The sequence below is a fragment of the Schaalia odontolytica genome, from assembly GCF_009730335.1.
In the GTDB taxonomy this organism is placed as follows: domain Bacteria; phylum Actinomycetota; class Actinomycetes; order Actinomycetales; family Actinomycetaceae; genus Pauljensenia; species Pauljensenia dentiphila.
In genome coordinates, this window is record NZ_CP046315.1 from 1,481,955 (window position 1) to 1,503,524 (window position 21,570).

The 21,570-nt window shown below is 62.4% G+C and carries 20 protein-coding genes; 10 read left to right on the forward strand and 10 right to left on the reverse strand.

Translation table 11 applies throughout. The features are described 5' to 3' along the window. The first annotated feature begins 4 nt into the window (after nt 1-4). The gene (gene sucB / locus FOC40_RS06420; protein WP_003796792.1) at nt 5-1,711 is read left to right on the forward strand and encodes a 2-oxoglutarate dehydrogenase, E2 component, dihydrolipoamide succinyltransferase; all 1,707 of its coding nucleotides are present in this window, start codon (nt 5-7) and stop codon (nt 1,709-1,711) included. Nucleotides 1,712-1,794: 83 nt separating this feature from the next. Here sucB and FOC40_RS06425 read toward each other — a convergent pair whose 3' ends face one another. Beyond that, the gene (locus tag FOC40_RS06425) at nt 1,795-3,129 is read right to left on the reverse strand and encodes a protein kinase domain-containing protein (protein WP_003796794.1); all 1,335 of its coding nucleotides are present in this window, start codon (nt 3,127-3,129) and stop codon (nt 1,795-1,797) included. Between the two features lie 105 nt (nt 3,130-3,234). On the opposite strand from FOC40_RS06425, the gene FOC40_RS06430 reads away from it, so the two are divergent. From FOC40_RS06430 to FOC40_RS06450, 5 genes are all read left to right on the forward strand, one after another. Beyond that, nucleotides 3,235-3,927, forward strand: coding sequence for a DUF4191 domain-containing protein (locus FOC40_RS06430; RefSeq protein ID WP_003796797.1), 693 nt, complete (start codon nt 3,235-3,237; stop codon nt 3,925-3,927). Nucleotides 3,928-4,067: 140 nt separating this feature from the next. After that, nucleotides 4,068-5,003 (forward strand): ABC transporter substrate-binding protein, encoded by a 936-nt coding sequence (locus FOC40_RS06435; RefSeq protein WP_003796798.1) that lies wholly within the window; start codon nt 4,068-4,070, stop codon nt 5,001-5,003. A gap of 96 nt (nt 5,004-5,099) precedes the next feature. Beyond that, nucleotides 5,100-6,044, forward strand: coding sequence for an ABC transporter substrate-binding protein (locus tag FOC40_RS06440; protein WP_003796800.1), 945 nt, complete (start codon nt 5,100-5,102; stop codon nt 6,042-6,044). Between the two features lie 7 nt (nt 6,045-6,051). Continuing rightward, nucleotides 6,052-7,014: an amino acid ABC transporter permease gene (locus FOC40_RS06445; protein ID WP_003796802.1), complete on the forward strand. Its 963-nt coding sequence runs from the start codon at nt 6,052-6,054 to the stop codon at nt 7,012-7,014. Beyond that, nucleotides 7,011-7,784, forward strand: coding sequence for an amino acid ABC transporter ATP-binding protein (locus FOC40_RS06450; RefSeq protein WP_003796804.1), 774 nt, complete (start codon nt 7,011-7,013; stop codon nt 7,782-7,784). The genes FOC40_RS06445 and FOC40_RS06450 overlap by 4 nt, the downstream gene beginning before the upstream one ends. 82 nt (nt 7,785-7,866) lie before the next feature. On the opposite strand, the gene FOC40_RS06455 is transcribed toward FOC40_RS06450, so the two are convergent. Then, complete coding sequence (locus tag FOC40_RS06455) at nt 7,867-9,480, reverse strand: ABC-F family ATP-binding cassette domain-containing protein (protein WP_003796806.1); 1,614 nt, start codon at nt 9,478-9,480, stop codon at nt 7,867-7,869. A 142-nt stretch (nt 9,481-9,622) separates the two neighbouring features. Between FOC40_RS06455 and FOC40_RS06460 the strand changes: the two genes are divergently transcribed. Genes FOC40_RS06460 through FOC40_RS06475 form a run of 4 tightly spaced genes read left to right on the forward strand, consistent with a single transcriptional unit; the run spans nt 9,623 to nt 14,283 of the window. Continuing rightward, nucleotides 9,623-10,312, forward strand: coding sequence for a queuosine precursor transporter (locus FOC40_RS06460; RefSeq protein ID WP_003796808.1), 690 nt, complete (start codon nt 9,623-9,625; stop codon nt 10,310-10,312). Continuing rightward, nucleotides 10,309-11,634, forward strand: a complete 1,326-nt coding sequence (gene tgt / locus FOC40_RS06465) for a tRNA guanosine(34) transglycosylase Tgt (RefSeq protein WP_003796809.1) — start codon at nt 10,309-10,311, stop codon at nt 11,632-11,634. The genes FOC40_RS06460 and tgt overlap by 4 nt, the downstream gene beginning before the upstream one ends. Nucleotides 11,635-11,649: 15 nt before the next feature. After that, nucleotides 11,650-12,546, forward strand: a complete 897-nt coding sequence (locus tag FOC40_RS06470) for a neutral zinc metallopeptidase (protein ID WP_003796811.1) — start codon at nt 11,650-11,652, stop codon at nt 12,544-12,546. Between the two features lie 51 nt (nt 12,547-12,597). Then, nucleotides 12,598-14,283 carry an AMP-binding protein gene (locus FOC40_RS06475; protein WP_003796813.1) on the forward strand — a complete coding sequence of 562 codons (1,686 nt, stop codon included), beginning with the start codon at nt 12,598-12,600 and terminating at the stop codon, nt 14,281-14,283. Nucleotides 14,284-14,369: 86 nt separating this feature from the next. On the opposite strand, the gene FOC40_RS06480 is transcribed toward FOC40_RS06475, so the two are convergent. The 8 genes from FOC40_RS06480 to FOC40_RS06515 form a co-directional block, all read right to left on the reverse strand. After that, nucleotides 14,370-14,801: a metal-sulfur cluster assembly factor gene (locus tag FOC40_RS06480; RefSeq protein ID WP_034512171.1), complete on the reverse strand. Its 432-nt coding sequence runs from the start codon at nt 14,799-14,801 to the stop codon at nt 14,370-14,372. 10 nt (nt 14,802-14,811) lie between these two features. Next, nucleotides 14,812-15,288, reverse strand: coding sequence for a Fe-S cluster assembly sulfur transfer protein SufU (gene sufU, locus FOC40_RS06485; protein WP_003796815.1), 477 nt, complete (start codon nt 15,286-15,288; stop codon nt 14,812-14,814). Between the two features lie 38 nt (nt 15,289-15,326). After that, nucleotides 15,327-16,604 (reverse strand): SufS family cysteine desulfurase, encoded by a 1,278-nt coding sequence (locus FOC40_RS06490; protein WP_003796818.1) that lies wholly within the window; start codon nt 16,602-16,604, stop codon nt 15,327-15,329. A gap of 5 nt (nt 16,605-16,609) precedes the next feature. Beyond that, nucleotides 16,610-17,362: a Fe-S cluster assembly ATPase SufC gene (gene sufC, locus FOC40_RS06495; RefSeq protein ID WP_003792331.1), complete on the reverse strand. Its 753-nt coding sequence runs from the start codon at nt 17,360-17,362 to the stop codon at nt 16,610-16,612. A 16-nt stretch (nt 17,363-17,378) separates the two neighbouring features. Next, on the reverse strand, nt 17,379-18,569 hold the full coding sequence (gene sufD, locus FOC40_RS06500; protein WP_003796819.1) for a Fe-S cluster assembly protein SufD: 1,191 nt from the start codon (nt 18,567-18,569) through the stop codon (nt 17,379-17,381). Beyond that, nucleotides 18,569-20,014 carry a Fe-S cluster assembly protein SufB gene (gene sufB / locus FOC40_RS06505; RefSeq protein WP_003796821.1) on the reverse strand — a complete coding sequence of 482 codons (1,446 nt, stop codon included), beginning with the start codon at nt 20,012-20,014 and terminating at the stop codon, nt 18,569-18,571. The genes sufD and sufB overlap by 1 nt, the downstream gene beginning before the upstream one ends. Before the next feature lie 32 nt (nt 20,015-20,046). Continuing rightward, a complete protein-coding gene (locus tag FOC40_RS06510) occupies nt 20,047-20,766 on the reverse strand; it encodes a helix-turn-helix transcriptional regulator (protein ID WP_003792328.1) in 720 nt (239 codons plus the stop codon). A gap of 129 nt (nt 20,767-20,895) precedes the next feature. Beyond that, nucleotides 20,896-21,540 carry an NUDIX domain-containing protein gene (locus tag FOC40_RS06515; RefSeq protein ID WP_003796823.1) on the reverse strand — a complete coding sequence of 215 codons (645 nt, stop codon included), beginning with the start codon at nt 21,538-21,540 and terminating at the stop codon, nt 20,896-20,898. Nucleotides 21,541-21,570: the final 30 nt, after the last annotated feature.

Here is a 21,570-nt window from a genome sequence, read left to right on the forward strand (position 1 = left end):
ACACATGGCAACTTCAGTGACCATGCCCGCTCTGGGCGAGTCCGTCACCGAGGGCACCGTCACCACGTGGCTCAAGCAGGTCGGCGACACCGTCGAACTCGATGAGCCCATCGTTGAGGTGTCCACGGACAAGGTCGACTCCGAGGTCCCCTCCCCCGTGGCCGGCGTCCTGCTGGAAATTCTGGTCCCCGAGGATGAGACTGTCGAGGTTGGCACCGAGATCGCTCGCATTGGCGATGCGTCTGAGGCTTCGGCAGCCCCTGCTGCTGCACCTGCAGATGCTCCTGTCGAGGCTCCGGCGGCGCCTGCTGCAGCTCCTGTCGAGACCGCTGCCGCCCCTGCCTCCGCTCCCGCGCAGGGTACCGAGGTGCGCATGCCCGCTCTGGGCGAGTCCGTCACCGAGGGCACCGTCACCACGTGGCTGAAGTCCGTGGGCGACGCCGTTGACGCCGACGAGCCGCTCCTCGAGGTCTCCACGGACAAGGTCGACTCCGAGGTCCCCTCCCCGGTCGCCGGTTTCCTTGCAGAGATCCGCGTTCCCGAGGATGAGACCGTTGAGGTCGGCACCGTCGTCGCGATCATTTCTTCGTCGGCTCCCTCTGCTGCTCCCGTCGCCGAGGCAACTGCCCCGGCCGCTCCGGTGGCGCCTGCTGCTCCCGCTGCACCGGCTGCGCCCGCTGCTCCGGCAGCTCCGGTTGATCCCTTCCCGAACGCCTCGACGCTGGCACAGACGGCTTCCGCCGCTCCGGTCGTTGAAACCCCTGTCGCTGTGACCGGCTCCGCCTACGTCACCCCGATCGTTCGTAAGCTCGCCCGCGAGCTCGGCGTCGATCTGGCGTCCGTGTCGGGCACGGGTGTCGGCGGCCGCGTTCGCCGCGAGGACATTGAGGCTGCCGCCGCTGCCGCTCGCGCTGCAGTCGCAGCCCCCGCCGCCCCTGCTGCTTCCGCTGCTCCGGCCGCTGCACAGGCCAACGCTGTTCGCGAGCCTTCGCCGCTGCGTGGCACGACCGAGAAGATGTCGCGACTGCGTCAGACGATCGCTCGCCGCATGGTCGAATCGCTGCAGACTGCGGCTCAGCTGACCACGGTTATCGAGGTCGACGTCACGAAGATTGCCGCTCTGCGCGCGCGTTCGAAGGACGCGTTCCTTGCCAAGCACGGCACCAAGCTGACGTTCCTGCCCTTCTTCGTGAAGGCCGCGACCGAGGCCCTCGCCTACCACCCGAAGATCAACGCGACCATCAACGACAAGGAGGTCACGTACTTCGACTACGAGCACGTGGGTATCGCCGTTGACACGCCGCGCGGTCTGCTGGTCCCGGTGATAAAGAACGCCGGAGACAAGGACATCGCGGGCATCGCCGCCTCGATCAATGATCTGGCTGCCCGTACTCGCGAGTCGAAGATTGGTCCCGACGAGCTGTCCGGCTCGACGTTCACGGTGACCAACACGGGTTCGGGTGGCGCGCTCTTTGATACGCCGGTCCTCAACATGCCGGAGACCGCGATCATGGGCGTTGGCACGATCGTGAAGCGTCCCGTCGTGATGAAGGGTGCCGACGGCGCCGACGTCATCGCGATTCGCTCGATGGTGTACCTGTCACTGTCCTACGACCATCGCCTGGTCGACGGTGCTGACGCTTCGCGCTTCCTCATGGATGTGAAAAAGCGTCTGGAGGAAGGCGCGTTCGAGGCCGACCTCGGACTCTGATCCTCACCGAACGCTGATGGGGTGGGCCTCGCATGAGGCCCACCCCATCGCTATTGCCTGAACACATGCGAAGTTGTCGCGCGTTATTGCGCGTCTGCACCACTTTGCTGATCAGCGGGCTCCGCCTTCACAACCTTTCCCGACACTGGATCGACGCGCACGCGAAGGTCGGTTACTTGGGGCTCCGAGCGCTTCTCACACGTTCCAGCTCGACATGTTTCCGACGTGAGGACCGTCAACGTTGCACTGACATCGATGGCTCCCGGCTCACACGCTAAAACGGACACATCATCGATCCGTGAGGACAACTGCGAGACGCGCACTCCGTCGCTTTGCATCATTGCGATGCGTTCCTTGTCTTGATCAAGCAGCTCGCCACCGAGAACGCTCTCAAGAGGCGTCGGGTCACCGGCGACCACTGCGTCGTCGCGCGTGCGGATCGCACGATTGATCGTTTCTGACAGGGCGGAAACGTCGCATGGACTACCGGACGACTGCTCAAGGGACTGTGAGGGATCGCTGTCAACCGATGTCTCCGATTGGTCGTCGCTCGGACCGCTACCCAAGAAGCCGTAGGCCATAATGGATACACCTGCGATGATCGCCATCAGCCCCATAGCGAGGACGCCGAGCGCTCGGCGCCGGCCGCGCTGCGCTTCCTGTCTCCCGCCACGCACATTCTGCGGTGTCGACGCAGCCGGGCGCTCGGACTGCCTATCTCTGAGGGTATCTTCGCGCAGTGCCGCAGCGCGCAAGTCTGCGATGACGCGCTCGGGATCCACGGGCTCACGCGAAATAGGGTGCTCGACGGGATCGTTAACAACGGGCGTCGCGTCTGCAAGACAATCGTTAGGCTCATCGAACCCGAGCTCAGCCAGGGCCTCGTCCATGTGCAGAATCTGCGCGAGCTGACGCAGGCACGCACGATCGGCCTGCGGCCCGCTGCGTCCTTGACTCCACCCCGGCGTTCCGTCGTCCTCTCCCAACTCGTCGATGAGATCGATGATGACCGCGCGCCCAGATGGTGTCACGATGATGTTGGAGGGCGTTAAATCCCCATGGACGATTCCAGCGCTGTGCAGGGCACTGACCCCGGCAGCAATTCCTTCGATGATCTGGCGTCTTGTCGCGATGGGGCGCAAGTCGGGCGAGCCAATTTCCGCGTCGAGGGGACGTCCTGCCACATAGTCGTAAACGATTGCCCAGCGGCCGTCATCTGATCGCGCAACGTCGCGCAAGGCGACAACGTGTCGCGACGTGATCGACGCCCACGCCTTCCACCGATCGAGGCAGCGCTCTCCATCTCCGGCGGCGCGCAGCGACAACAGCGCCTCACCCGCATTCGTGCGCGTACGCCACACGGGGCCTGTCGCCCCGATATGGAAGATTTGGCCAATGTCGTAACCGCCAATGTTCATATCGACATTGTCCAAAGCTAACCAATGTGATGCAACTCATTTCACAAAGTGCCTGATCGGACGGGTGGACTTTTGATCATCAATTGCACGTACAATAATGAGGCTATGAGTGAATCGAATCCCCCCGGCAAGAGGCGCTTCTATCAGAACGTCCTCGACGCGTACCGACTGACCAAACGCACCTACCCAGCACTTCCGTGGATGCTTCTCGGAACAGTCGCAGCGGTGATCGCCGTCTTCGTGCTGGTAGCCTGGCTGACCAACATGTCGCTTATTGGCTGGCTTGTCGTCGGCATCATGGGCTCGTTCACCGCAGCCCTTGCGCTGCTGAGCATTCTGACGCGCCGCGCTCTGTACTCGCAGGTTGAGGATACGGCGGGTGCCGTGAAGGTTGCACTGTCCCAGATTCAGCGAGGCTGGGTGATTCCCGAGCAGCCCGTCGCATACACCCGTGAGCAGGACCTCGTGTGGCGCATTGTTGGCCGCGCCGGCGTCGTTCTCATCTCCGAGGGCCCCGCGTCACGCGTCCGCCCCCTCCTCCAGGCCGAGACAAAGCGCGTCACCAGGGTCATGCGCAACGTTCCCGTTCACCAGATCCAGGTGGGTCACGATGACGGGCAGATCGCCCTGAAGGATCTGCAGCGCGAGCTGCGCAAGCTGAAGAACGTGCTGACCCCCGAGGAAGTTCCCCAGGTCTCGGCACGTATCAACGCTCTCCGTTCGGGCGAGCCTCCCATTCCGAAGGGCATCGATCCTTTTCGCGCCAAGCCGTCACGCCGCGCACTTCGCGGCAACTGAACCTCTCAAGTGGGCAAGCACCGTGTGCTTGCCCACTTGTGTATCCACGATCCGAGACTCATTCGACATGCATAGTATGCACATGCTTGCATATTCAGTACGCGACATCGTTCGAATCACGGATACTGAGGAACATAATCATGCACACCAAGAAGATTCTCGCCATGCTCACTCTGGCCAGTACCGCGACCGCAATGGCCGCATGCGCAGACCCCACGACGAGCACGAGTACCGCAGACACGACGACGGGGGCAGCCACATCAACCACCTCACACTACGACATCTCATCAATCCCAACCGTCGACGAGATTGCAGCGCTCGTTCCCGACGGCATTAAGAAGCGGGGCACCCTGCGTAACGGAGCCTCTACCGGATATGCGCCTGCCGAATACATGGATGCTGATGGACAGACTCCCATTGGCTATGACATTGACATTAACAAGGCGCTCGCCAAGGTCATGGGTCTGAAAGCCGGAGAAACGAAGCACTCCGAATTCCCCACGATCATCCCTGCTCTCGGCACGAAGTTCGACGTGGGCATCTCATCGTTCACCATTACCTCCGAGCGTGAGCAGCAAGTCAACATGGTGTCTTACCTGAACGTCGGATCCGCATGGGGCGTCGCTGCTGGCAATCCGAAGAATTTTGACCCGTCTAACCCGTGCGGCGCGACTATTGCGGTTCAGACCGGCACGGCTCAGGAAGAATACGCGGCCACGCTCTCTGACGAGTGTGTTGCAGCCGGCAAGGAAAAGATCACCGTCATGCCTCACGAGCTACAGACGGACATCGCCACCAAACTGACTGGCGGCCAGTATGACGCGACCCTCGCGGACTCGACAGTCATTGGCTACACGAGCTCGCAGTCTGCCGGCAAGATCGAGCAGCTTGGCGACACGTTTGAGTCAGCCCCTCAGGGCGTGGCGGTCGCAAAGGATGATGCGCAGCTTGCTGAGGCGGTCCAGAAGGCTATGCAGTACCTGATGGACAACGGCTACCTCAACGACATTCTGGCGTCCTACGGCGCCGAGAATGCAGCACTGACGACAGCTACACTCAACCCGACCGTCGACTAACCCGGGACATGTTACGCATAATATGCATTTAGATGCATATGGGTGCATAATGGTAGCAATCACGAGCCACGGCCCACTCCCATCGGAAGGCAGATCATGACCATCTCGAAGGCACACGCCCTCATCGTCCTCGCAGCCGCAGCTGCTCTCCCTCTCGCCGCCTGCGCGGATCCGACGTCGACCAGCTCGTCGACCAGCGAATCTGAGAGCACCTCGGCCGCGGCAACCACGGCCTCGTACGACGTGTCGAAGATCCCGACCGTCGACGAAATCGCTGCCCTGGTTCCCGACGAAGTCAAGGAGCGAGGTACGCTGCGAAACGGCGCCTCCGCCGACTATGCGCCCGCGGAGTTCCTCGGTGACGATTTGCAGACCCCTCAGGGATACGATGTCGACATCAACAAGGCGCTCGCCAAGGTCATGGGTCTGAACGAGGGAACCACGAACCACGCTGAGTTCCCGACCATTATTCCGGCGCTGGGCACCAAGTTCGACGTGGGTATCTCCTCCTTCACGATCACCTCCGAACGCGAGGAGCAGGCAAACCTCATTTCCTACGTTGAGGTGGGCTCCGCCTACGGCGTCGCTGCTGGCAACCCGAAGAATTTCGATCCGACCGACCCGTGTGGCAAGACGATCGGCGTTCAGACCGGCACTGCGCAGGAGGACTACGCAACCGAGCTGTCGGAGCAGTGCGTGGCCGACGGCAAGGACAAGATCACGATCATGCCGCATGACCTGCAGACCGACATCGCGACGAAGGTCATCGGCGGCCAGTACGACGCCACCTTTGCTGACTCGACTGTCATCGGCTACACCGCAAATCTCTCGAGCGGCAAGATCGAGCAGGTCGGCGACGTCGTCGAGTCTGCGCCGCAGGGCGTAGCTGTCAATAAGAACGACGAGCAGCTGACCCAGGCCATCCAGAAGGCCATGCAGTACCTGATGGACAACGGCTACCTCAAGGACATCCTGACCACCTATGGCGCTCAGGACGCAGCGCTGACCACCGCCGAGCTGAACCCGGCGACGAACGACTGAGGATCTCATGGCAACCATCAAAGACGGCGTTGAGCTGATCGACGCGAAACCAGTCCCCCGCCCAGGGAGGTGGGCGAGTGCAATCGTCGCGGCAATCCTTGCGGCAATGGTCGCGCACGCGCTGGTGACAAACGCAAACTTCCAGTGGCAGGTGGTGTCCCAGTGGCTGTTCTCGCGTTCGATCTTGCAGGGTGTGCTCTTCACGATCATCCTGACGATCCTCGCGATGGTGGTGGGCACCGCTCTCGCCATCACGATGGCGATCATGCGTCAGTCCGTAAACCCGGTCCTGCGCTGGGTGGCGATGGCCTACATTTGGTTCTTCCGTGGAACCCCTATCTACACGCAGTTGATTTTCTGGTCGCTGCTGCCCACGCTCTACCCGAAGCTCTCCTTCGGTGTGCCCTTCCTCGGCTCACTGTGGGGATGGGAGCTGACGTTTGATACGGCAACCTACTTCACCCCATTCTGGATGGCTTTCATCGGCTTGGGCCTGAACGAAGGCGCGTACCTCGCGGAAATCATGCGCGCAGGCCTGCTGAGCGTCCCGAAGGGCCAGTGGGAGGCCGCCACCGCGCTGGGAATGCCACGCGGAACGATCTTCCGCCGTATCATCCTGCCCCAGGCAATGCGTGTGATTGTGCCGCCGATCGGCAACGAGACAATTTCGATGCTGAAGACGACCTCCCTGGTCTCGGCGATCCCCTTCACCCTCGAACTCACGTTCATTGCGCGTCAGCGTGGACAGGCGACGTTCGCTCCCGTGCCGCTCCTGATCGCGGCTGCGATTTGGTACCTCGTCATCACGAGTCTCCTGATGTGGATTCAGTCCTTCATCGAGAAGTACTACGGCAAGGGCTTCGAGCGCCGCGACAACGCCGGCGCCCACTCCCCCGCCACGTCATCTTCTTCCCATGAGGATGACGAGGACAAGGGCACCAAGCTCAAGTTTTTGGATGTGACACCATGACGACCACGACGCCCATGGTCTCCGTTCGCGGAGTCCACAAGTTCTTTGGTGACCTGCACGTCCTGCAGGGCATCGACCTGGATATCGCTTCCGGCGAGGTCTGCGTCATCCTTGGCCCCTCTGGTTCGGGCAAGTCGACGCTCCTGCGATGCCTGAACATGCTCGAGGACATTAGCGCCGGCCGCGTGTACGTCGACGGTGAGCTGCTCGGCTACCGTGAGGACGAGGACGGCGTGCTGCACGAGCGCCACGATAAGGAGATCGCTGCTCAGCGTTCTCGTATTGGCATGGTGTTCCAGCGATTCAATCTCTTCCCGCACAAGACCGCGCTGGAGAACGTCATGGAGGCCCCCGTTCAGGTCCTCAAGCGTTCGAAGATCGAAGCGCGCACCCAGGCTCTCGAGCTGCTTGACCGCGTCGGTCTGGCTGATCGCGCGGACCATTATCCGGCGGAGCTTTCGGGTGGTCAGCAGCAGCGAGTAGCCATCGCCCGTGCGCTCGCCATGGATCCGGAGATCATGCTCTTTGATGAGCCGACCTCAGCGCTCGATCCCGAGCTCGTCGGTGAGGTGCTCCAGGTCATGCAGGACTTGGCCGCATCGGGCATGACGATGGCGGTTGTCACACACGAGATCGGGTTCGCCCGCGAAGTCGCCAACCAGGTTGTTTTTATGGATGGTGGCGTGATCGTCGAGGCCGGAGCTCCCTCCGAGGTCATCGATAACCCGAAGTCTGAGCGAACCAAGGAGTTCTTCTCCAAGGTTCTGTGAGCTTCTGATGACGAGGCCGGGGCTGGCGTGTTCCAGTCCCGGCCTTTGTCGTACCTGTCGCGAAACGACCGAGGTATCGTCGTCAGGTGAGCGTAACGAGATCCAGGTAGCTATCGTCCCACAGGTCCTCATCGGCGTCAGGCAACAGCAGGACACGCTCGGGGTTAAGTGCCGTGACAGCCCCGGGATCGTGCGTGACGAGGATGACGGCGCCCTCGTAGTCACGGAGGGCCGCGAGGATCTCTTCTCGCGAGGCGGGGTCGAGGTTGTTGGTCGGTTCGTCGAGCAGCAGGACGTTTGCGCCCGAGACGACGAGTGTTGCTAAAGCGAGGCGGGTCTTCTCACCGCCAGACAGCACGGACACGGGCTTTTCGACGTCGTCACCTTGGAAGAGGAACTGGCCGAGAATGTTGCGCACGTGGGTGTCGTCGAGGGTAGGAGCGGCCTCGGCCATGTTTTCACGGATCGTGCGGGTCTCATCAAGGGTCTCGTGCTCCTGGGCGTAGTAGCCGAGCTTAAGACCGTGTCCGGGCACCACGCGGCCGGAGTCTGGCTCCTCGATACCGGACAGGAGCCGCAGGAGCGTCGTCTTGCCGGCGCCGTTGAGGCCGAGAACGACGACTTTCGAGCCACGGTCGATCGCGAGGTCCACGCCGGTGAACACTTCGAGCGAACCGTAGGACTTCGACAGCCCTTCAGCAGTGAGGGGAACGCGGCCCGACGGTGCCGGGTCGGGGAAGCGGAGGCGCGCAACCTTGTCCTGGACGATCTCTGAACCCGCTAGAGCGAAGAGCTCTTCAGCTCGGCGCAGCATCTGCTGTGCGGCGACGGCCTTTGTGGCCTTCGCGCGCATCTTCTCGCCCTGAGCCTTGAGGTGTTCGGCCTTCTTCAACGCGTTGGCGCGTTCTTTACGGCGACGGCGTTCGTCTTCCTCACGCTGCTTGAGATAGGCCGACCAACCGAGGTGATAGATGTCGATCTGTGCGCGGTTCGCATCGAGATAGAAGACCTGGTTGACGGTGTCACCCAGCAGCTTGACATCGTGCGAAATGATCATGACGCCGCCAGGGAACGTCTTGATCCAGTCCCGCAGCCAGACGATCGAATCGTGGTCGAGGTGGTTCGTGGGTTCGTCCAGAAGCAGCACGTCCGCGTCGGAGAAGAGCACACGGGCAAGCTCGACCCTGCGTCGCTGACCACCGGAGAGGGTATCGAGGGTCTGATCGAGCACCCGGTCTTCAAGTCCCAGCGAGTGCGCGATCTGCGCCGCCTCGGCGTTGGCTGCCCAACCGCCTGAGTTCGTGAACTGCTGATCGAGCTTCACGTAACGTTCCATGGCGCGCTGCTGACGAGCGCCCTCGGTCGTTGACATCTCGTGTTCGGCCTTGCGGATACGGGCGATAATCGTGTCGATGCCGCGTACGGAGATGATGCGGTCGCGGGCCTTCATCGACGGATCACCCACGTGCGTGTCCTGCGCCAGGTAACCGACCGTCCCATTCGATGAGATGGTGCCGGTGTACTCGGCCGCGCCTCCACGGTCGTCTTCGCCCGCGAGCAACCTCATCGTCGTCGTCTTACCCGCACCGTTACGGCCAACGAGGCCGATACACATGCCTTTGTCGATACGGAAGCTCGCGTGGTTGACGAGCTCGCGGGGGCCGATGCGCAACGAGAAATCCTGGACGTTAATCACCCTACAAGAGTAGAGGGAGGGGTGCGTGTGGGCGAATCAACCCACCTGCGAGGCGGCGCTGTTGCGCATGATCACGCTAGGAGCGGGCACAATGGGTGTCGGAATTAACCGATATCTACTCTGCTTTGCGAGGTTTCATCCCATGTCCGATAGCCCGGTCCCGTCTGGATCGGCGCGCCCCACGCGCGCCCTTGACATCGTCTCCGTCGCCTTCGTGGCACTGCTGCTCATCTCGAATATCGCCGCAACCAAGGCGTTTATGCTCGGCACGTCCACGCACTACCTCATTTTCGACGGAGGCGCGATCCTCTTCCCACTCACGTACATCATCGGCGATGTGCTCTCGGAAGTCTACGGATTTGCTCGGGCTAAGCGCGTCATCATCATGGGATTTGTGGCTTCCCTTCTGGCATCCCTCACTTTCTTCGTCGTGCAGTATCTGCCTCCCGCTCCGGATTACGAAAACCAGGATGCTTTTGCGGCGGTCCTCGGCGTCGTGTGGCGTGCGGTCTTGGCTTCCCTCGTTGGTTACCTGGCGGGTCAGCTGCTGAACTCCTACGTCCTCGTATGGATCCGCCAACGCTGGGGTTCCAAGCACCTGTGGGCCCGCCTCATCGGCTCGACGATCGTCGGCGAGGCAGCAGACACTATCTTGTTCTGCACGATCCTCTTCTACGGCGAGATGTCGCTGGGCAATTTCATCAACTACACCGTCACCGGCTACTTCTACAAGGTGCTCCTTGAGGTCATCCTGCTCCCCCTGACCTACCCGGTCATCGCGGCCATTCGGCGCACGGAGGGACTCAAGAAGGACGAGGTCTTCGACCGATGAACGACAACTGGCTGTCCGCTCCCACTCCCGAGCAGCTCACGCCTTTCGAGCCCCCGGCCTCGGAGGGAGCGCACCATCCCGATAGAGGCTTCACCATCGGGCACCGAATGGAGTCACACGGTGGGCTCGGACGCACCGGCGTCATCCACACCGCGCACGGAACGATCGCAACCCCAGCGTTCATTCCCGTCGGCACGAAGGCCAACGTCAAGGCCCTCACGCCCGAGATGGTGCGCTCGCTGGGTGCTCAGGCCGTCCTTGCGAACGCTTACCACCTGTACCTGCAGCCGGGGTCCGACATCGTCGACGAGGCCGGCGGTTTCGGTCCGTTCATGAATTGGTCTGGCCCCACCTACACCGATTCGGGCGGCTTCCAGGTCCTGTCTCTTGGAGCCGGCTTTAAAAAGGTTCTGTCGCAGGAGTTCTCCGGTCAGGCCGACCCGACCGACCCAAAGGTCCAGATGCAGGCGATTAAGGCGTCCAACGCGGTCGTCGACGACGATGGCGTGATCTTCTCCAGCCACATCGACGGTACGAAGCATCGCTTCAACCCCGAGGTGTCAATGGGTATCCAGCACCAGCTTGGCTCGGACATCATGTTTGCCTTCGATGAGCTCACGAGCCTGCTCCACCCGCGTTCCTACCAGGAGGAATCTCTCGCGCGCACCCACGCGTGGGCAGCCCGATGCCTCGCCGAGCATAAACGCCTCACGGAGGAACGCTCTCACAAGCCGTATCAGCAGCTGTGGGGTGTCATCCAGGGCGCACAATGGGAGGATCTGCGTCGCCAGGCCGCACGCACGATGGCAGATATGGAGGTTGACGGCCAGCGCTTCGACGGGTTCGGCGTTGGTGGCGCCCTCGAGAAGGAAAATCTCGGAACGATCGTCTCGTGGGTGTGTGAGGAACTGGGCGAGGATCGTCCCCGCCACCTCCTGGGTATCTCCGAGCCTGAGGACCTGTTCGCAGGCGTCGCAGCCGGTGCCGACACCTTCGACTGCGTCAATCCGTCGCGCGTCGCGCGTAACGCCGCGATCTACACGCCGGACGGGCGTTTCAACATCACGAATGCACGCTTCAAGAGGGATTTCACGCCGCTCGTTGAGGGCTGCGGGTGCTACACCTGCACGCACTACACCCGCGCATACATTCATCATCTGTTCAAGGCGAAAGAGATTTTGTCGGCGACGCTCGCGACCATTCACAACGAGTGGTTTACACTGCGTCTCGTCGATGGAATTCGCGCATCGATCATCGACGGGTGCTTTGACCAGTTCCGTTCCGACATGCTTGGCCGCTACGAGGCCGGGCGCCGCCGCTGAAAGTGTGGAGCAACCATGAGTTTCAATGAGAACATCCGTTTGGATCCCTCGCGCGTCGGTACGTCCGGCGCGGGGCGCAAGATCGCAGGTGCAGGCGGTGGCTCGCTGCTCGGTGTTCTCTTGATTCTCGGGTTCTCCTACTTCACCGGCATCGATCTGACGAGCCTCCTCTCGACGTCTTCCGACACGTCGTCAACCTCGTCGTCGGCTGTTGACACGTCTACCTGCCAGACGGGTCAGGACGCCAACACTCGCGTCGAGTGCCGCATGGTCGCCACCGCGCAGTCCCTCGACGCGGTGTGGAAGACCCAGCTGTCCGCCCAGGACACGGGTGTCGCGTACCAGCTGCCCGACTTCCAGATCTTCACGAACTCTGTCTCCACCGCGTGCGGTAACGCGACGAGCGCCGTGGGCCCCTTCTACTGCCCTGGAGACTCGACGGTGTACCTCGACCTCGGGTTCTTCGACGACATGGTCTCCAAGTACGGTGCGTCCGATTCCGTGCTCGCCCAGGAATACGTCGTGGCCCACGAGTGGGGCCACCACATCCAGAACATTCAGGGTGTCTTCCGCGCACACGACACGCGTGAGTCCGGTGAACAGGGTGCGGGCGTGCGCAGCGAACTCCAGGCTGACTGCTACGCGGGCGTGTGGATGCACTGGGCGTCCAACACCCCGGATCCCTCGACCGGCACTCCGTTCCTGAAGACCCCAACGGCCGATGAGGTCCTGGGCGCACTCCAGACCGCTCAGGCAATCGGGGATGACCGTCTGCAGGAAAAGTACCAGGGGTCCTCCAATCCAGAGACGTGGACGCATGGCAGTGCCCAGCAGCGCGCGACGTGGCTGCAGCGCGGACTTGATTCCGGCGATATCTCGACGTGTGACACCTGGAGCATTCCTCGGGTGTGAGCAGGGCTGCGGATCGGTACAATTGAGTGCGCCGATTCGCAGGAGGAAGTCATGACACGTAGCATCGTCGAGCAGGCTCACGACATGTACGACGCGGTCCCCTACGAGGTGCCCGTGCCTGATGGATCGCTGTACAACCTTTTAGACGATGCGGCGCGCTTGTATCCCGACCGCATTGCGCTCGACTACTTCGGGGCAACAACCACGTACGCGCAGGTGCGCGATCAGGTCCTGAAGGCCGCGCGGGTTCTGCACGAGGCCGGGGTCGGGCCGGGCGATACGGTGGCCATCGCCCTGCCGAACTGCCCGCAGGCGTTTGTTGCTTTCTACGCGTGTATGCGTATTGGGGCGATTGCTGCGCAGCATAATCCACTCGCTCCGGCTTCGGAGATTGCGGGCCAGCTTGGCCGCCACGGCGGCAAGGTGGCGATCGTGTGGGAAAAGTGCGTGGACGCCTATCCACTCAGCGTTCTCGACACAGTGTTCACGGTGGATATTTCGCACGACATGCCGGCCTCGCAGCGTCTGCTCTTGAGGCTTCCGGTTGCTCGGGCACGCGAGACCCGCAATCAGCTGCGCGGCTCCGTCCCTTCGGGCACGCGGTCGTGGGACCGCGCCACGGCCTCGTCGGCGCCCATTGACCCGTCGTTCCCGCTGCCTTCCCCAGACGATCGCGCCGTTATCCTGCACACGTCCGGAACGAACGGCATCCCCAAGTCCGCTCCCCTCACGCACCGCAACATCGGGGTCAACGTTAACCAGTGTATGTTCTGGGTGTGGAAGCTACACGAGGGAGCCGAAACCTTCTTCTCGCTCCTCCCGTACTTCCACGCCTTCGGGCTGACATTCTTCCTGTGCGCATCCGTGCGCAAGGCGGCCACCCAGGTTCTGCTCCCGAAGTTCGACGCGCAGATGGCTCTCGACGCGCATAAACGACGCCCGATAACATTCTTTGTCGGTGTTCCTCCCATGTTTGAGAGGATCCTCAGACTCGCCACACGGACGAAGACAGACCTGTCCTCCATTCGTTACTCGGTCGCCGGGGCCATGCCGCTGTCGACGACACTCGCGGGTGAGTGGGAGGAAGCTACCGGTGGCATGATCGTCGAGGGTTATGGCTTGTCTGAAACCGCTCCGGTGTTGACAGGTGCGCCTCTGTCGGACAAGCGCCGCCACGGGGTTCTTGGGGTTCCCTTCCCTTCCACGCAGCTACGCCTCGTTTCGCTCGACGACGATACACTCGACGTCGAGGATGGCCAGCCTGGGGAGATTATCGTTCGTGGACCTCAGGTCTTTGAAGGATATCTGGACGCAGCCGAAGAGACCGCACGCGTCTTTACGTCTGAGGGCTGGTTCAAGACGGGCGATATCGGCGTGAACAGCGACGGCTTCATTTCGATGGCGGACCGCAAAAAGGAACTCATTTTGTCCGGCGGTTTTAACGTCTACCCATCTCAAGTGGAAGCTGCGATTCGCAGTCATCCATCGGTCAACGATGTTGCCGTCGTGGGTGTTCCCGTTTCGGATGCGACAGAGGAGGTCGCCGCGGCCATCATCATGCAGGAAGGCAGCGCTCCGCTGACTCTCGAGGAGGTCCGCGCCTGGGCGGAGAAGACGATTGCGCACTACGCGCTCCCCCGCCAACTCGTCGTTATCGCCGAGCTTCCGCGCAATCAGATGGGGAAGATCCTGCGTCGTAAGGTTGCCCAGCTCGTGCGCGAGGCGTTGGGCCGCTAGTTCTCTTGCTACCGGGAGGCTCCCCCTCAACACCGCATAAAACAATCCCCCGGGATGCAACGCCCCGGGGGATTATTGTGTGTTGATCAGACGTTAAAACCAATGGCACGCAGCTGCTCGCGGCCATCGGGCGTGATGCGATCGGGGCCCCACGGCGGCATCCAGACCCAGTTGATCTGGACCTCGTCGGTGACGGCAGACAGAATCGTCTGCGCCTGGCGCTCGATAACATCGGTGAGCGGGCAGGCGGCCGACGTCAGGGTCATATCGAGGCGCACCTGGTTCTCGGAGCCGATGACGACACCGTAGACCAGGCCGAGATCAACAATGTTGATGCCGAGTTCGGGGTCGATAACGTCCTTGAGGGCTTCGAGTACGTTCTCGGCGGCAAGGGTGCCCTGCTCAATGACGTCGGTGCCGTCAATCTGGCGGGTGGGCACCTCGGCGTCCGGCGCTTCCTGCGCGGGCGCTCCGAACCGCTGCTCGACAGGCTCAGACTGAGCCATCGGGTTACTCATGGGTGTTCCTTTACTGCTCAGCGGGCTCGCCCGCGGTGGAAATATCAATGCCGGACTTGGCCATCGCGTCGCGCAGCGCGTACCATCCCAGGAGGGCGCACTTCACGCGGTTCGCGAACTGCGACGTAGATTCGAGGGCGGCCGCGTCGCCCAGGTCGTCGAGGATCTCATCATCGACTCCGCGGTTACGCGAATGCATCATGACCTCCATGTCCCGGTACAGGCGACCGATTTCCTCGGCGGACTTGCCTTGGGTCAGGTCGGTCATCATGGACAGAGACGCGCGCGAGATCGAGCAGCCGTCCCCGTCCCACTGCAGGGAAGTAAGACGTTCCCCGTCCAGCGTGACGCCCAGCGTCACCTCGTCGCCGCACGTAGGGTTCACCTGGTGCGACGAAGCATCCATACCGCTCGGATCCCCCGCACCGTGCTTCTCACGAGCGTGATCAAGGATCACCTGCTGGTACAACTGCTCAAGACTTCCCATGGCAACCTTTCCAAATGATTCCGGTACTGTTGGCGATTCTATCGGCCGAAGAAACTGCGGACCTTCGACAGGCCATCGATGAGACGGTCGATCTCCTGCGCAGTGGTTGTCGGTGCGACCGACGCACGCGCGGAAGAACGCACCTGGAAGAACGTATGGAGCGGGATCGCGCAGTGGTGTCCGACGCGCACGGCCACATCCACGGAGTCCATGAACTGGCCGACGTCGTGCGGATGCACACCGTCGACGGCGAAAGCGACGACGCCGATGCGATCGACGTCCGAGTCGGGGCCGAGCACCTGAATACCATCGATCGACGAGATTCCGTCGAGCATCATGCGGGTAAGCGCGTGCTCGTGGGCCTCCACGCGGTCCATGCCGAGCATCGACAGGTAGCGCAGTGCCTGCGACCAGGCGGCGATCTGCGCGACAGGCTGCGATCCGGCTTCGAAACGCTCGGGAGGAGCCATGAAGGTCGATTCCTCCATGGTCACCCATTCGATCATCGAGCCGCCGGTGAGAACGGGTGGCATCGCAGCTAGAAGCGCACGACGTCCCCACAGCGCGCCCGCACCCGTGGGGCCGAGCATCTTGTGGGAGGAAAAGACCGCAAAGTCCACGTCGAGCACGGACAGGTCGAGCGGCATGTGCGCGCTGGACTGGCACGTGTCGAGGAGAATAAGCGCGCCGACAGCGCGCGCAGCTGCAGTCACGGCAGCAACAGGCGAAACGGCGCCCGTGACGTTAGACACGTGGGTAAATGCGACCAAACGGGTATTCGGCGTAATAACCGACAGCGTGTCCAGGTCGATGCGACCGTCGGGCGTCAGATCGAGCCATGCGAGCTCGGCGCCCGTACGCTCACACAGCTGCTGCCACGGAACGATGTTCGCGTGGTGCTCGGCGCGCGTACAGACAATGCGATCGCCCCGTCCCACGCGCAGAGCAGCAGACTGCGCGCCTCCCATGCCCTGCGACGCGTTTCCCATGGACAGAGCGACGAGGTTGATCGCCTCGGTCGCGTTTTTCGTCCACACGATCTCGTCGGGTGCAACGCCCACGAACGAGGCCAGGGTACCCCGCGCGCTCTCAAAAGCGTCAGTCGCCTCGTCGCCGAGAAGGTGCGTACCTCGGTGGACCGCTCCGTTGCTACGGCGGTAGAAGTCGGCCTCGGCGTCGATCACGCACGCGGGCTTCTGCGAGGTCGCAGATGCGTCGAGGTACGCAATGGGCGCGCCGCCGCGCCCGACGCGACTCAGAATCGGAAAGTCCGATCGAATCGCGTTGAGCTCGGCGGCGGTGAAGTCCGTAGACACGGCGATCAGAGACCCAGGTACTTGTCGTAGCCGTTCTCTTCGAGCTCGTCGGCCAGCTCGGGGCCGCCCTGAGCGGCAACGCGGCCGTCGACGAAAACGTGAACGTGGCTGGGCTTGATGTAGCGCAGGATACGGGTGTAGTGCGTGATCAGCATAACGCCGCAGCCGGTCTCACCGTGGACGCGGTTGACGCCCTCGGACACGATGCGCAGAGCGTCGACGTCGAGGCCGGAGTCGGTCTCGTCGAGGACGGCGAAGGAGGGCTTGAGCAGTTCCATCTGCAGGATCTCCAGGCGCTTCTTCTCACCGCCAGAGAAGCCGACGTTGACGTCACGCTCGGCGAAGTCGGAGTCCATGCGCAGGTTCTCCATGGAGCTCTTCATGTCCTTGACCCACGAGCGCAGGGCCGGAGCCTGGCCGTCGATCGCGGTCTTGGCGGTGCGCAGGAAGTTGGAGACGGACACGCCAGCAACCTCGACGGGGTACTGCATGGCCAGGAACAGGCCTGCCTTGGCGCGCTCGTCGACGCTCATCTCGGTGATGAGCTGGTCGTCGAGCCATGCCTCACCCGAGGTGATCTCGTAATCGGGGTGACCGGCCAGAGCGTAGGCCATGGTGGACTTGCCGGAGCCGTTGGGGCCCATGATGGCGTGGATTTCACCGGAGTTGATGGTGAGGTTGACGCCCTTGAGGATTTCCTTGGGGCCCTCGGCGGTCTCGACAGAGACGTGCAGATCCTTAATACGCAGAGTCGACATATGTATTCCTTACAGCTCAGTTGTTACGGGACTTGGCCAGCTCGGCCTCGACGGTTGCCATGAGGTGCTCGACCACCTCGGGGACGCCAATCTGGTTGATCAGTTCGGCGAAGAAGCCGCGCACGACCAGGCGGCGTGCCTCGTGCTCAGGAACACCACGGCTCATCAGGTAGAACAGCTGCTCGTCGTCGAAACGACCGGTCGCAGACGCGTGTCCGGCGCCTTCAATCTCGCCGTTCTCGATCTCGAGGTTGGGGACGGAGTCGGCCTTAGCGCCCTCGGTGAGCACCAGGTTGCGGTTCAGTTCGTAGGTGTCCGTTCCGTCGGCGGCCTCGCGAATGAGGCAGTCGCCGATCCACACCGAGTGCGCATCCTTGCCCTGGAGGGCGCCCTTGTAGGTGACGCGCGAGAAGCACTTCGGCTGGGAGTGGTCAACGAACACGCGGTGCTCAAGGTGCTGGCCGCCATCCACGAAGTAGATACCGAGCATGTTGAGCTCGGCGCCGGGGCCACGGAAGTCGGTGTCGGCGCACACGCGCACAAGGTCGCCGCCGAAGCTAACAACGATGTGCGTGAGCTTGGAGTCACGGCCGAGCGCCAGACGCTGGTTCGAGGCGTGCAGAACGGTATCGTCCCATTCCTGCAGCGACACGACGGTCAGGTTCGCGCTGTCGCCAGTCTCAACCTCAACAGTCTGGTTGAGGGCAGCCTGCGCGGATCCGGTATGCGACAGGATGACGGTAGCCTTCGAGAACTTCTCGGCGCGAATCACGATGTGCTGCGCGCGGGTGCCCTCGATATCCGCCACGTTGATGCGAACAGGAGCGTCGAGCTCAGCCTCTGCCGGGATCTCGACGACGGTTGCCTGCTCAAAGCCGTTCCACGCGACGACGGCGGTGCGATCGCCGGGAGCAAGAACGGTTCCGAGGCGCTTGTCGTCGCGGGTCACGGTTTCGACGACGACGGGAGCGGGAGCGTCAACCGTCACGGGCGCATCGCCCGCGTCGTAGTTGGCGGGTTCGAAGAGGCGCTCGATGCGACGCATCGGGGTGAATCGCCAGTCCTCCTCGCGTCCGTGCGGAACGACAATGTCGTCCAGGTTGAACGAGGTCGGACGGTCCGCGCGCGACGGGTGAGCCTTCTCGGCGTCAGCCCCGTGCGAGTGGGCCTTGTTCATGGTGTCAACAATAGTGTTGGGGGTCGTCATCAGCCGACGGATCCTTCCATCTGCAGTTCAATGAGGCGGTTGAGCTCGAGGGCGTACTCCATCGGAAGCTCCTTGGCGATCGGCTCGACGAAGCCGCGCACGATCATTGCCATGGCCTCGTTCTCGTCGAGACCGCGGCTCATCAGGTAGAAGAGCTGGTCGGCGCTCACCTTCGTGACGGTTGCCTCGTGGCCCATTTCGACGTCGTCGGTGCGCACGTCAACGTAGGGGTAGGTGTCGGTCCGCGAGATCTTGTCGACGAGTAGGGCGTCGCAGAGCACGTTCGACTTGGAGTGACGCGCACGGGCGTTGACCTGGACGAGGCCACGGTAGGAGGTGCGGCCACCGCCTCGGGACACGGACTTCGACACGATCGACGAGGAGGTGTGGGGGGCCATGTGCACCATCTTGGCGCCGGTGTCCTGCTGCTGGCCGGGGCCTGCGAAACCGATGGACAGCGTCTCGCCACGGGCGTGCTCGCCCATCAGGAAGCAGGCCGGGTACTTCATGGTGATCGCGGCACCCATGTTGCCGTCGACCCATTCCATGGTGCCGCCTTCCTCAACCATTGCACGCTGGGTAACCAGGTTGAGGACGTTCGTCGACCAGTTCTGAATCGTCGTGTAGCGTACGCGAGCGTCCTTCTTCACGAAGATCTCGATGACGCCGGAGTGGAGAGAGTTCTCGTCGTAGATGGGGGCGGTGCAGCCCTCAACATAGTGGACGTAAGAGCCTTCGTCGGCGATGATCAGCGTGCGCTCAAACTGGCCCATTGCCGACGTGTTGATGCGGAAGTACGCCTGCAGCGGGATCGTCACGTGAACGCCCTTGGGGACGTAGACGAAGGATCCACCGGACCAGGCGGCCGTATTCAGTGCAGAGAACTTGTTGTCACCCGCGGGCACGCACTTACCGAAGTACTCCTCGAAGATCTCCGGGTACTCGCGCAGGCCGGTGTCGGTGTCGGTGAAGATGACGCCCTGTCGCTCCAGGTCTTCCTGGATCTGCTGGTAGACGACCTCGGACTCGTACTGAGCGGCGACGCCGGAGACCAGGCGCGACTTCTCAGCCTCGGGAATGCCGAGGCGGTCATATGTGTCGCGAATTTCCTCAGGCAGGTCTTCCCAGTCGTTGACCTGGCGATCCGTCGGACGTACGTAGTACTTGAACGAATCGAAATCCACGTGGGACAGATCGGGACCCCACGCCGGCATCGGCTTACGTTCGAACAGTTCCAGCGCCTTCAGGCGGCGCTCCCGCATCCACTGCGGCTCGTCCTTCACCTCGGAGATGAAGCGAACGATTTCTTCGTTAATTCCGGTGGGGACGTCCTTCGAGTAGTCGTCGGAGTCGTGCCAACCGTATTCGTAAACGCCAATCGACTCGATGATCTCATCATCGGTCATTCGACGGTCATCAACGCCCAAGGCGGGTGCCTGCGTCATTGTTGTGTCAACCTCTCGTTCTTAACCAAGTGCTACTTGCGTCGCACGTTCCGCGCTCCGGGGCGGATGACGGGCATACCCACGGGAATGTGGGTTGTGCACACGTGTCCCCCGCCAGCAAGCGTGGAAAGTCGTTGCACGTGGACGTCAAGCAGCTTGCCAAAAGCAAGCGTCTCGGCGTCGCACAGCTGCGGGAAATCTCCCGCGACATTTTGAATCGGGCAGTGGCCCTGGCACAGCTGCACCGCGAGCGTTCCACCGCCGATGTCGCGCACAGTGGCCGCGTAGCCGTCCTGAGTAAGCGCATCGGCGAGCGCCTGGGCGCGCACCCGCGGGTCTGAACCCGCGTCGCGCACGATCGGCGCGTAGCGCCGCTCGATCTCGCGCGACCGCGCTGCAGCAAAAGACTCAACGGCTTCATGCCCACCGAGCTGGCCAAGGTATCCGAGGGCCTTGGAGGCGAGGTCGGAATATCCATCGGCAAGGTGAACGTGTGCCCGTTCGGTCGCGACGTAGTGACGTGCGGGCCTACCACGGCCACGCTTCGACGGAGCACTGGGCTCGTGCTCGGCGATCTCCTTAGAGTCCAAGAGGAGAGTAATGTGGCGCCGCACGGCGGCCGTCGTCAGCCCCAGGACCTTCGCGATCGACGAGGCCGTAACCGGCCCCTTTTCGACGATGAGATCGAGCACCTGCTGTCGAGTAGTGGCGTCTGATTCTTCTGCCACGTGTCCTCCGCTCCGACGCTCCATTGCTGCGCCTCTGTGTGCTTTTCTCTGGGAACAAGTGTACGCCAATTTAGACAAATAGGCGTTGCGAAAAGCCGCTTGGAGTGTTGGACGGCCCACACATTTAGGGACCTAGGACCTACCCGAGAAAGATCACCGGAGCCACGGAGCGTCGGTTGCCCGCATTCCGGCCCACCCGCGCGCGCGAGCGGCGTGCGCGGCGAGGACACCGATGACGGCCGACGGGTTGTGCAGCCGCCCATCCAACACCATGGTGAGCGCATCATCGAGGCTCACCCACGCGTATTCCATCGTCGCTTCCTCGTCCTCACGCTCGAAGGCCTCGGCGGCGTCGTGGAGCTCGCGGACGAGGAAAATGCGCAGCGGCTCAGTCGAGCTGCCGGGCGAGGTGAAGTAGTCGACGAGGACGTCCCAGCGCTCGGCAACCAGATCAGCCTCTTCAGCAAGCTCGCGCTCTGCTGCGATGCGCGGATCCTCACCGGGAATATCGAGCAGACCCGCAGGAATCTCCCACAGCTCGGCCTTGACGGGGTGACGGTACTGACGCTGCAGGAGGAGCTCCTCTCCCCCACTCTCACCGCGCAGCACGACGACAGCGACGGCACCCGGGTGCCGCGTGTATTCACGAACAACGGGTTCCTGGCCATCGATGACAATGACATGGTCTTTGATCATGTCGACGATGTGGCCGTTCCACACAGTCTCGCTCTTGGTCACGGTACGGGGGCTGTGCTGGTCTTCGATGGTCACAGCGTCTTGGGGGGACAGGAAACGCATGATCACGCTTTCATTTGGGTTCGGCAGTAC

What these genes read in the sequence shown, in the direction of transcription:
- sucB (WP_003796792.1), top strand. Translation starts at nt 5, where the DNA reads ATGGCAACTTCAGTGACCATGCCCGCTCTGGGCGAGTCCGTCACCGAG.
- FOC40_RS06425 (WP_003796794.1), bottom strand. Translation starts at nt 3,129, where the DNA reads ATGAACATTGGCGGTTACGACATTGGCCAAATCTTCCATATCGGGGCG.
- FOC40_RS06430 (WP_003796797.1), top strand. Translation starts at nt 3,235, where the DNA reads ATGAGTGAATCGAATCCCCCCGGCAAGAGGCGCTTCTATCAGAACGTC.
- FOC40_RS06435 (WP_003796798.1), top strand. Translation starts at nt 4,068, where the DNA reads ATGCACACCAAGAAGATTCTCGCCATGCTCACTCTGGCCAGTACCGCG.
- FOC40_RS06440 (WP_003796800.1), top strand. Translation starts at nt 5,100, where the DNA reads ATGACCATCTCGAAGGCACACGCCCTCATCGTCCTCGCAGCCGCAGCT.
- FOC40_RS06445 (WP_003796802.1), top strand. Translation starts at nt 6,052, where the DNA reads ATGGCAACCATCAAAGACGGCGTTGAGCTGATCGACGCGAAACCAGTC.
- FOC40_RS06450 (WP_003796804.1), top strand. Translation starts at nt 7,011, where the DNA reads ATGACGACCACGACGCCCATGGTCTCCGTTCGCGGAGTCCACAAGTTC.
- FOC40_RS06460 (WP_003796808.1), top strand. Translation starts at nt 9,623, where the DNA reads ATGTCCGATAGCCCGGTCCCGTCTGGATCGGCGCGCCCCACGCGCGCC.
- tgt (WP_003796809.1), top strand. Translation starts at nt 10,309, where the DNA reads ATGAACGACAACTGGCTGTCCGCTCCCACTCCCGAGCAGCTCACGCCT.
- FOC40_RS06470 (WP_003796811.1), top strand. Translation starts at nt 11,650, where the DNA reads ATGAGTTTCAATGAGAACATCCGTTTGGATCCCTCGCGCGTCGGTACG.
- FOC40_RS06475 (WP_003796813.1), top strand. Translation starts at nt 12,598, where the DNA reads ATGACACGTAGCATCGTCGAGCAGGCTCACGACATGTACGACGCGGTC.
- FOC40_RS06480 (WP_034512171.1), bottom strand. Translation starts at nt 14,801, where the DNA reads ATGAGTAACCCGATGGCTCAGTCTGAGCCTGTCGAGCAGCGGTTCGGA.
- sufU (WP_003796815.1), bottom strand. Translation starts at nt 15,288, where the DNA reads ATGGGAAGTCTTGAGCAGTTGTACCAGCAGGTGATCCTTGATCACGCT.
- sufC (WP_003792331.1), bottom strand. Translation starts at nt 17,362, where the DNA reads ATGTCGACTCTGCGTATTAAGGATCTGCACGTCTCTGTCGAGACCGCC.
- sufD (WP_003796819.1), bottom strand. Translation starts at nt 18,569, where the DNA reads ATGACGACCCCCAACACTATTGTTGACACCATGAACAAGGCCCACTCG.
- sufB (WP_003796821.1), bottom strand. Translation starts at nt 20,014, where the DNA reads ATGACGCAGGCACCCGCCTTGGGCGTTGATGACCGTCGAATGACCGAT.
- FOC40_RS06510 (WP_003792328.1), bottom strand. Translation starts at nt 20,766, where the DNA reads ATGGAGCGTCGGAGCGGAGGACACGTGGCAGAAGAATCAGACGCCACT.
- FOC40_RS06515 (WP_003796823.1), bottom strand. Translation starts at nt 21,540, where the DNA reads ATGCGTTTCCTGTCCCCCCAAGACGCTGTGACCATCGAAGACCAGCAC.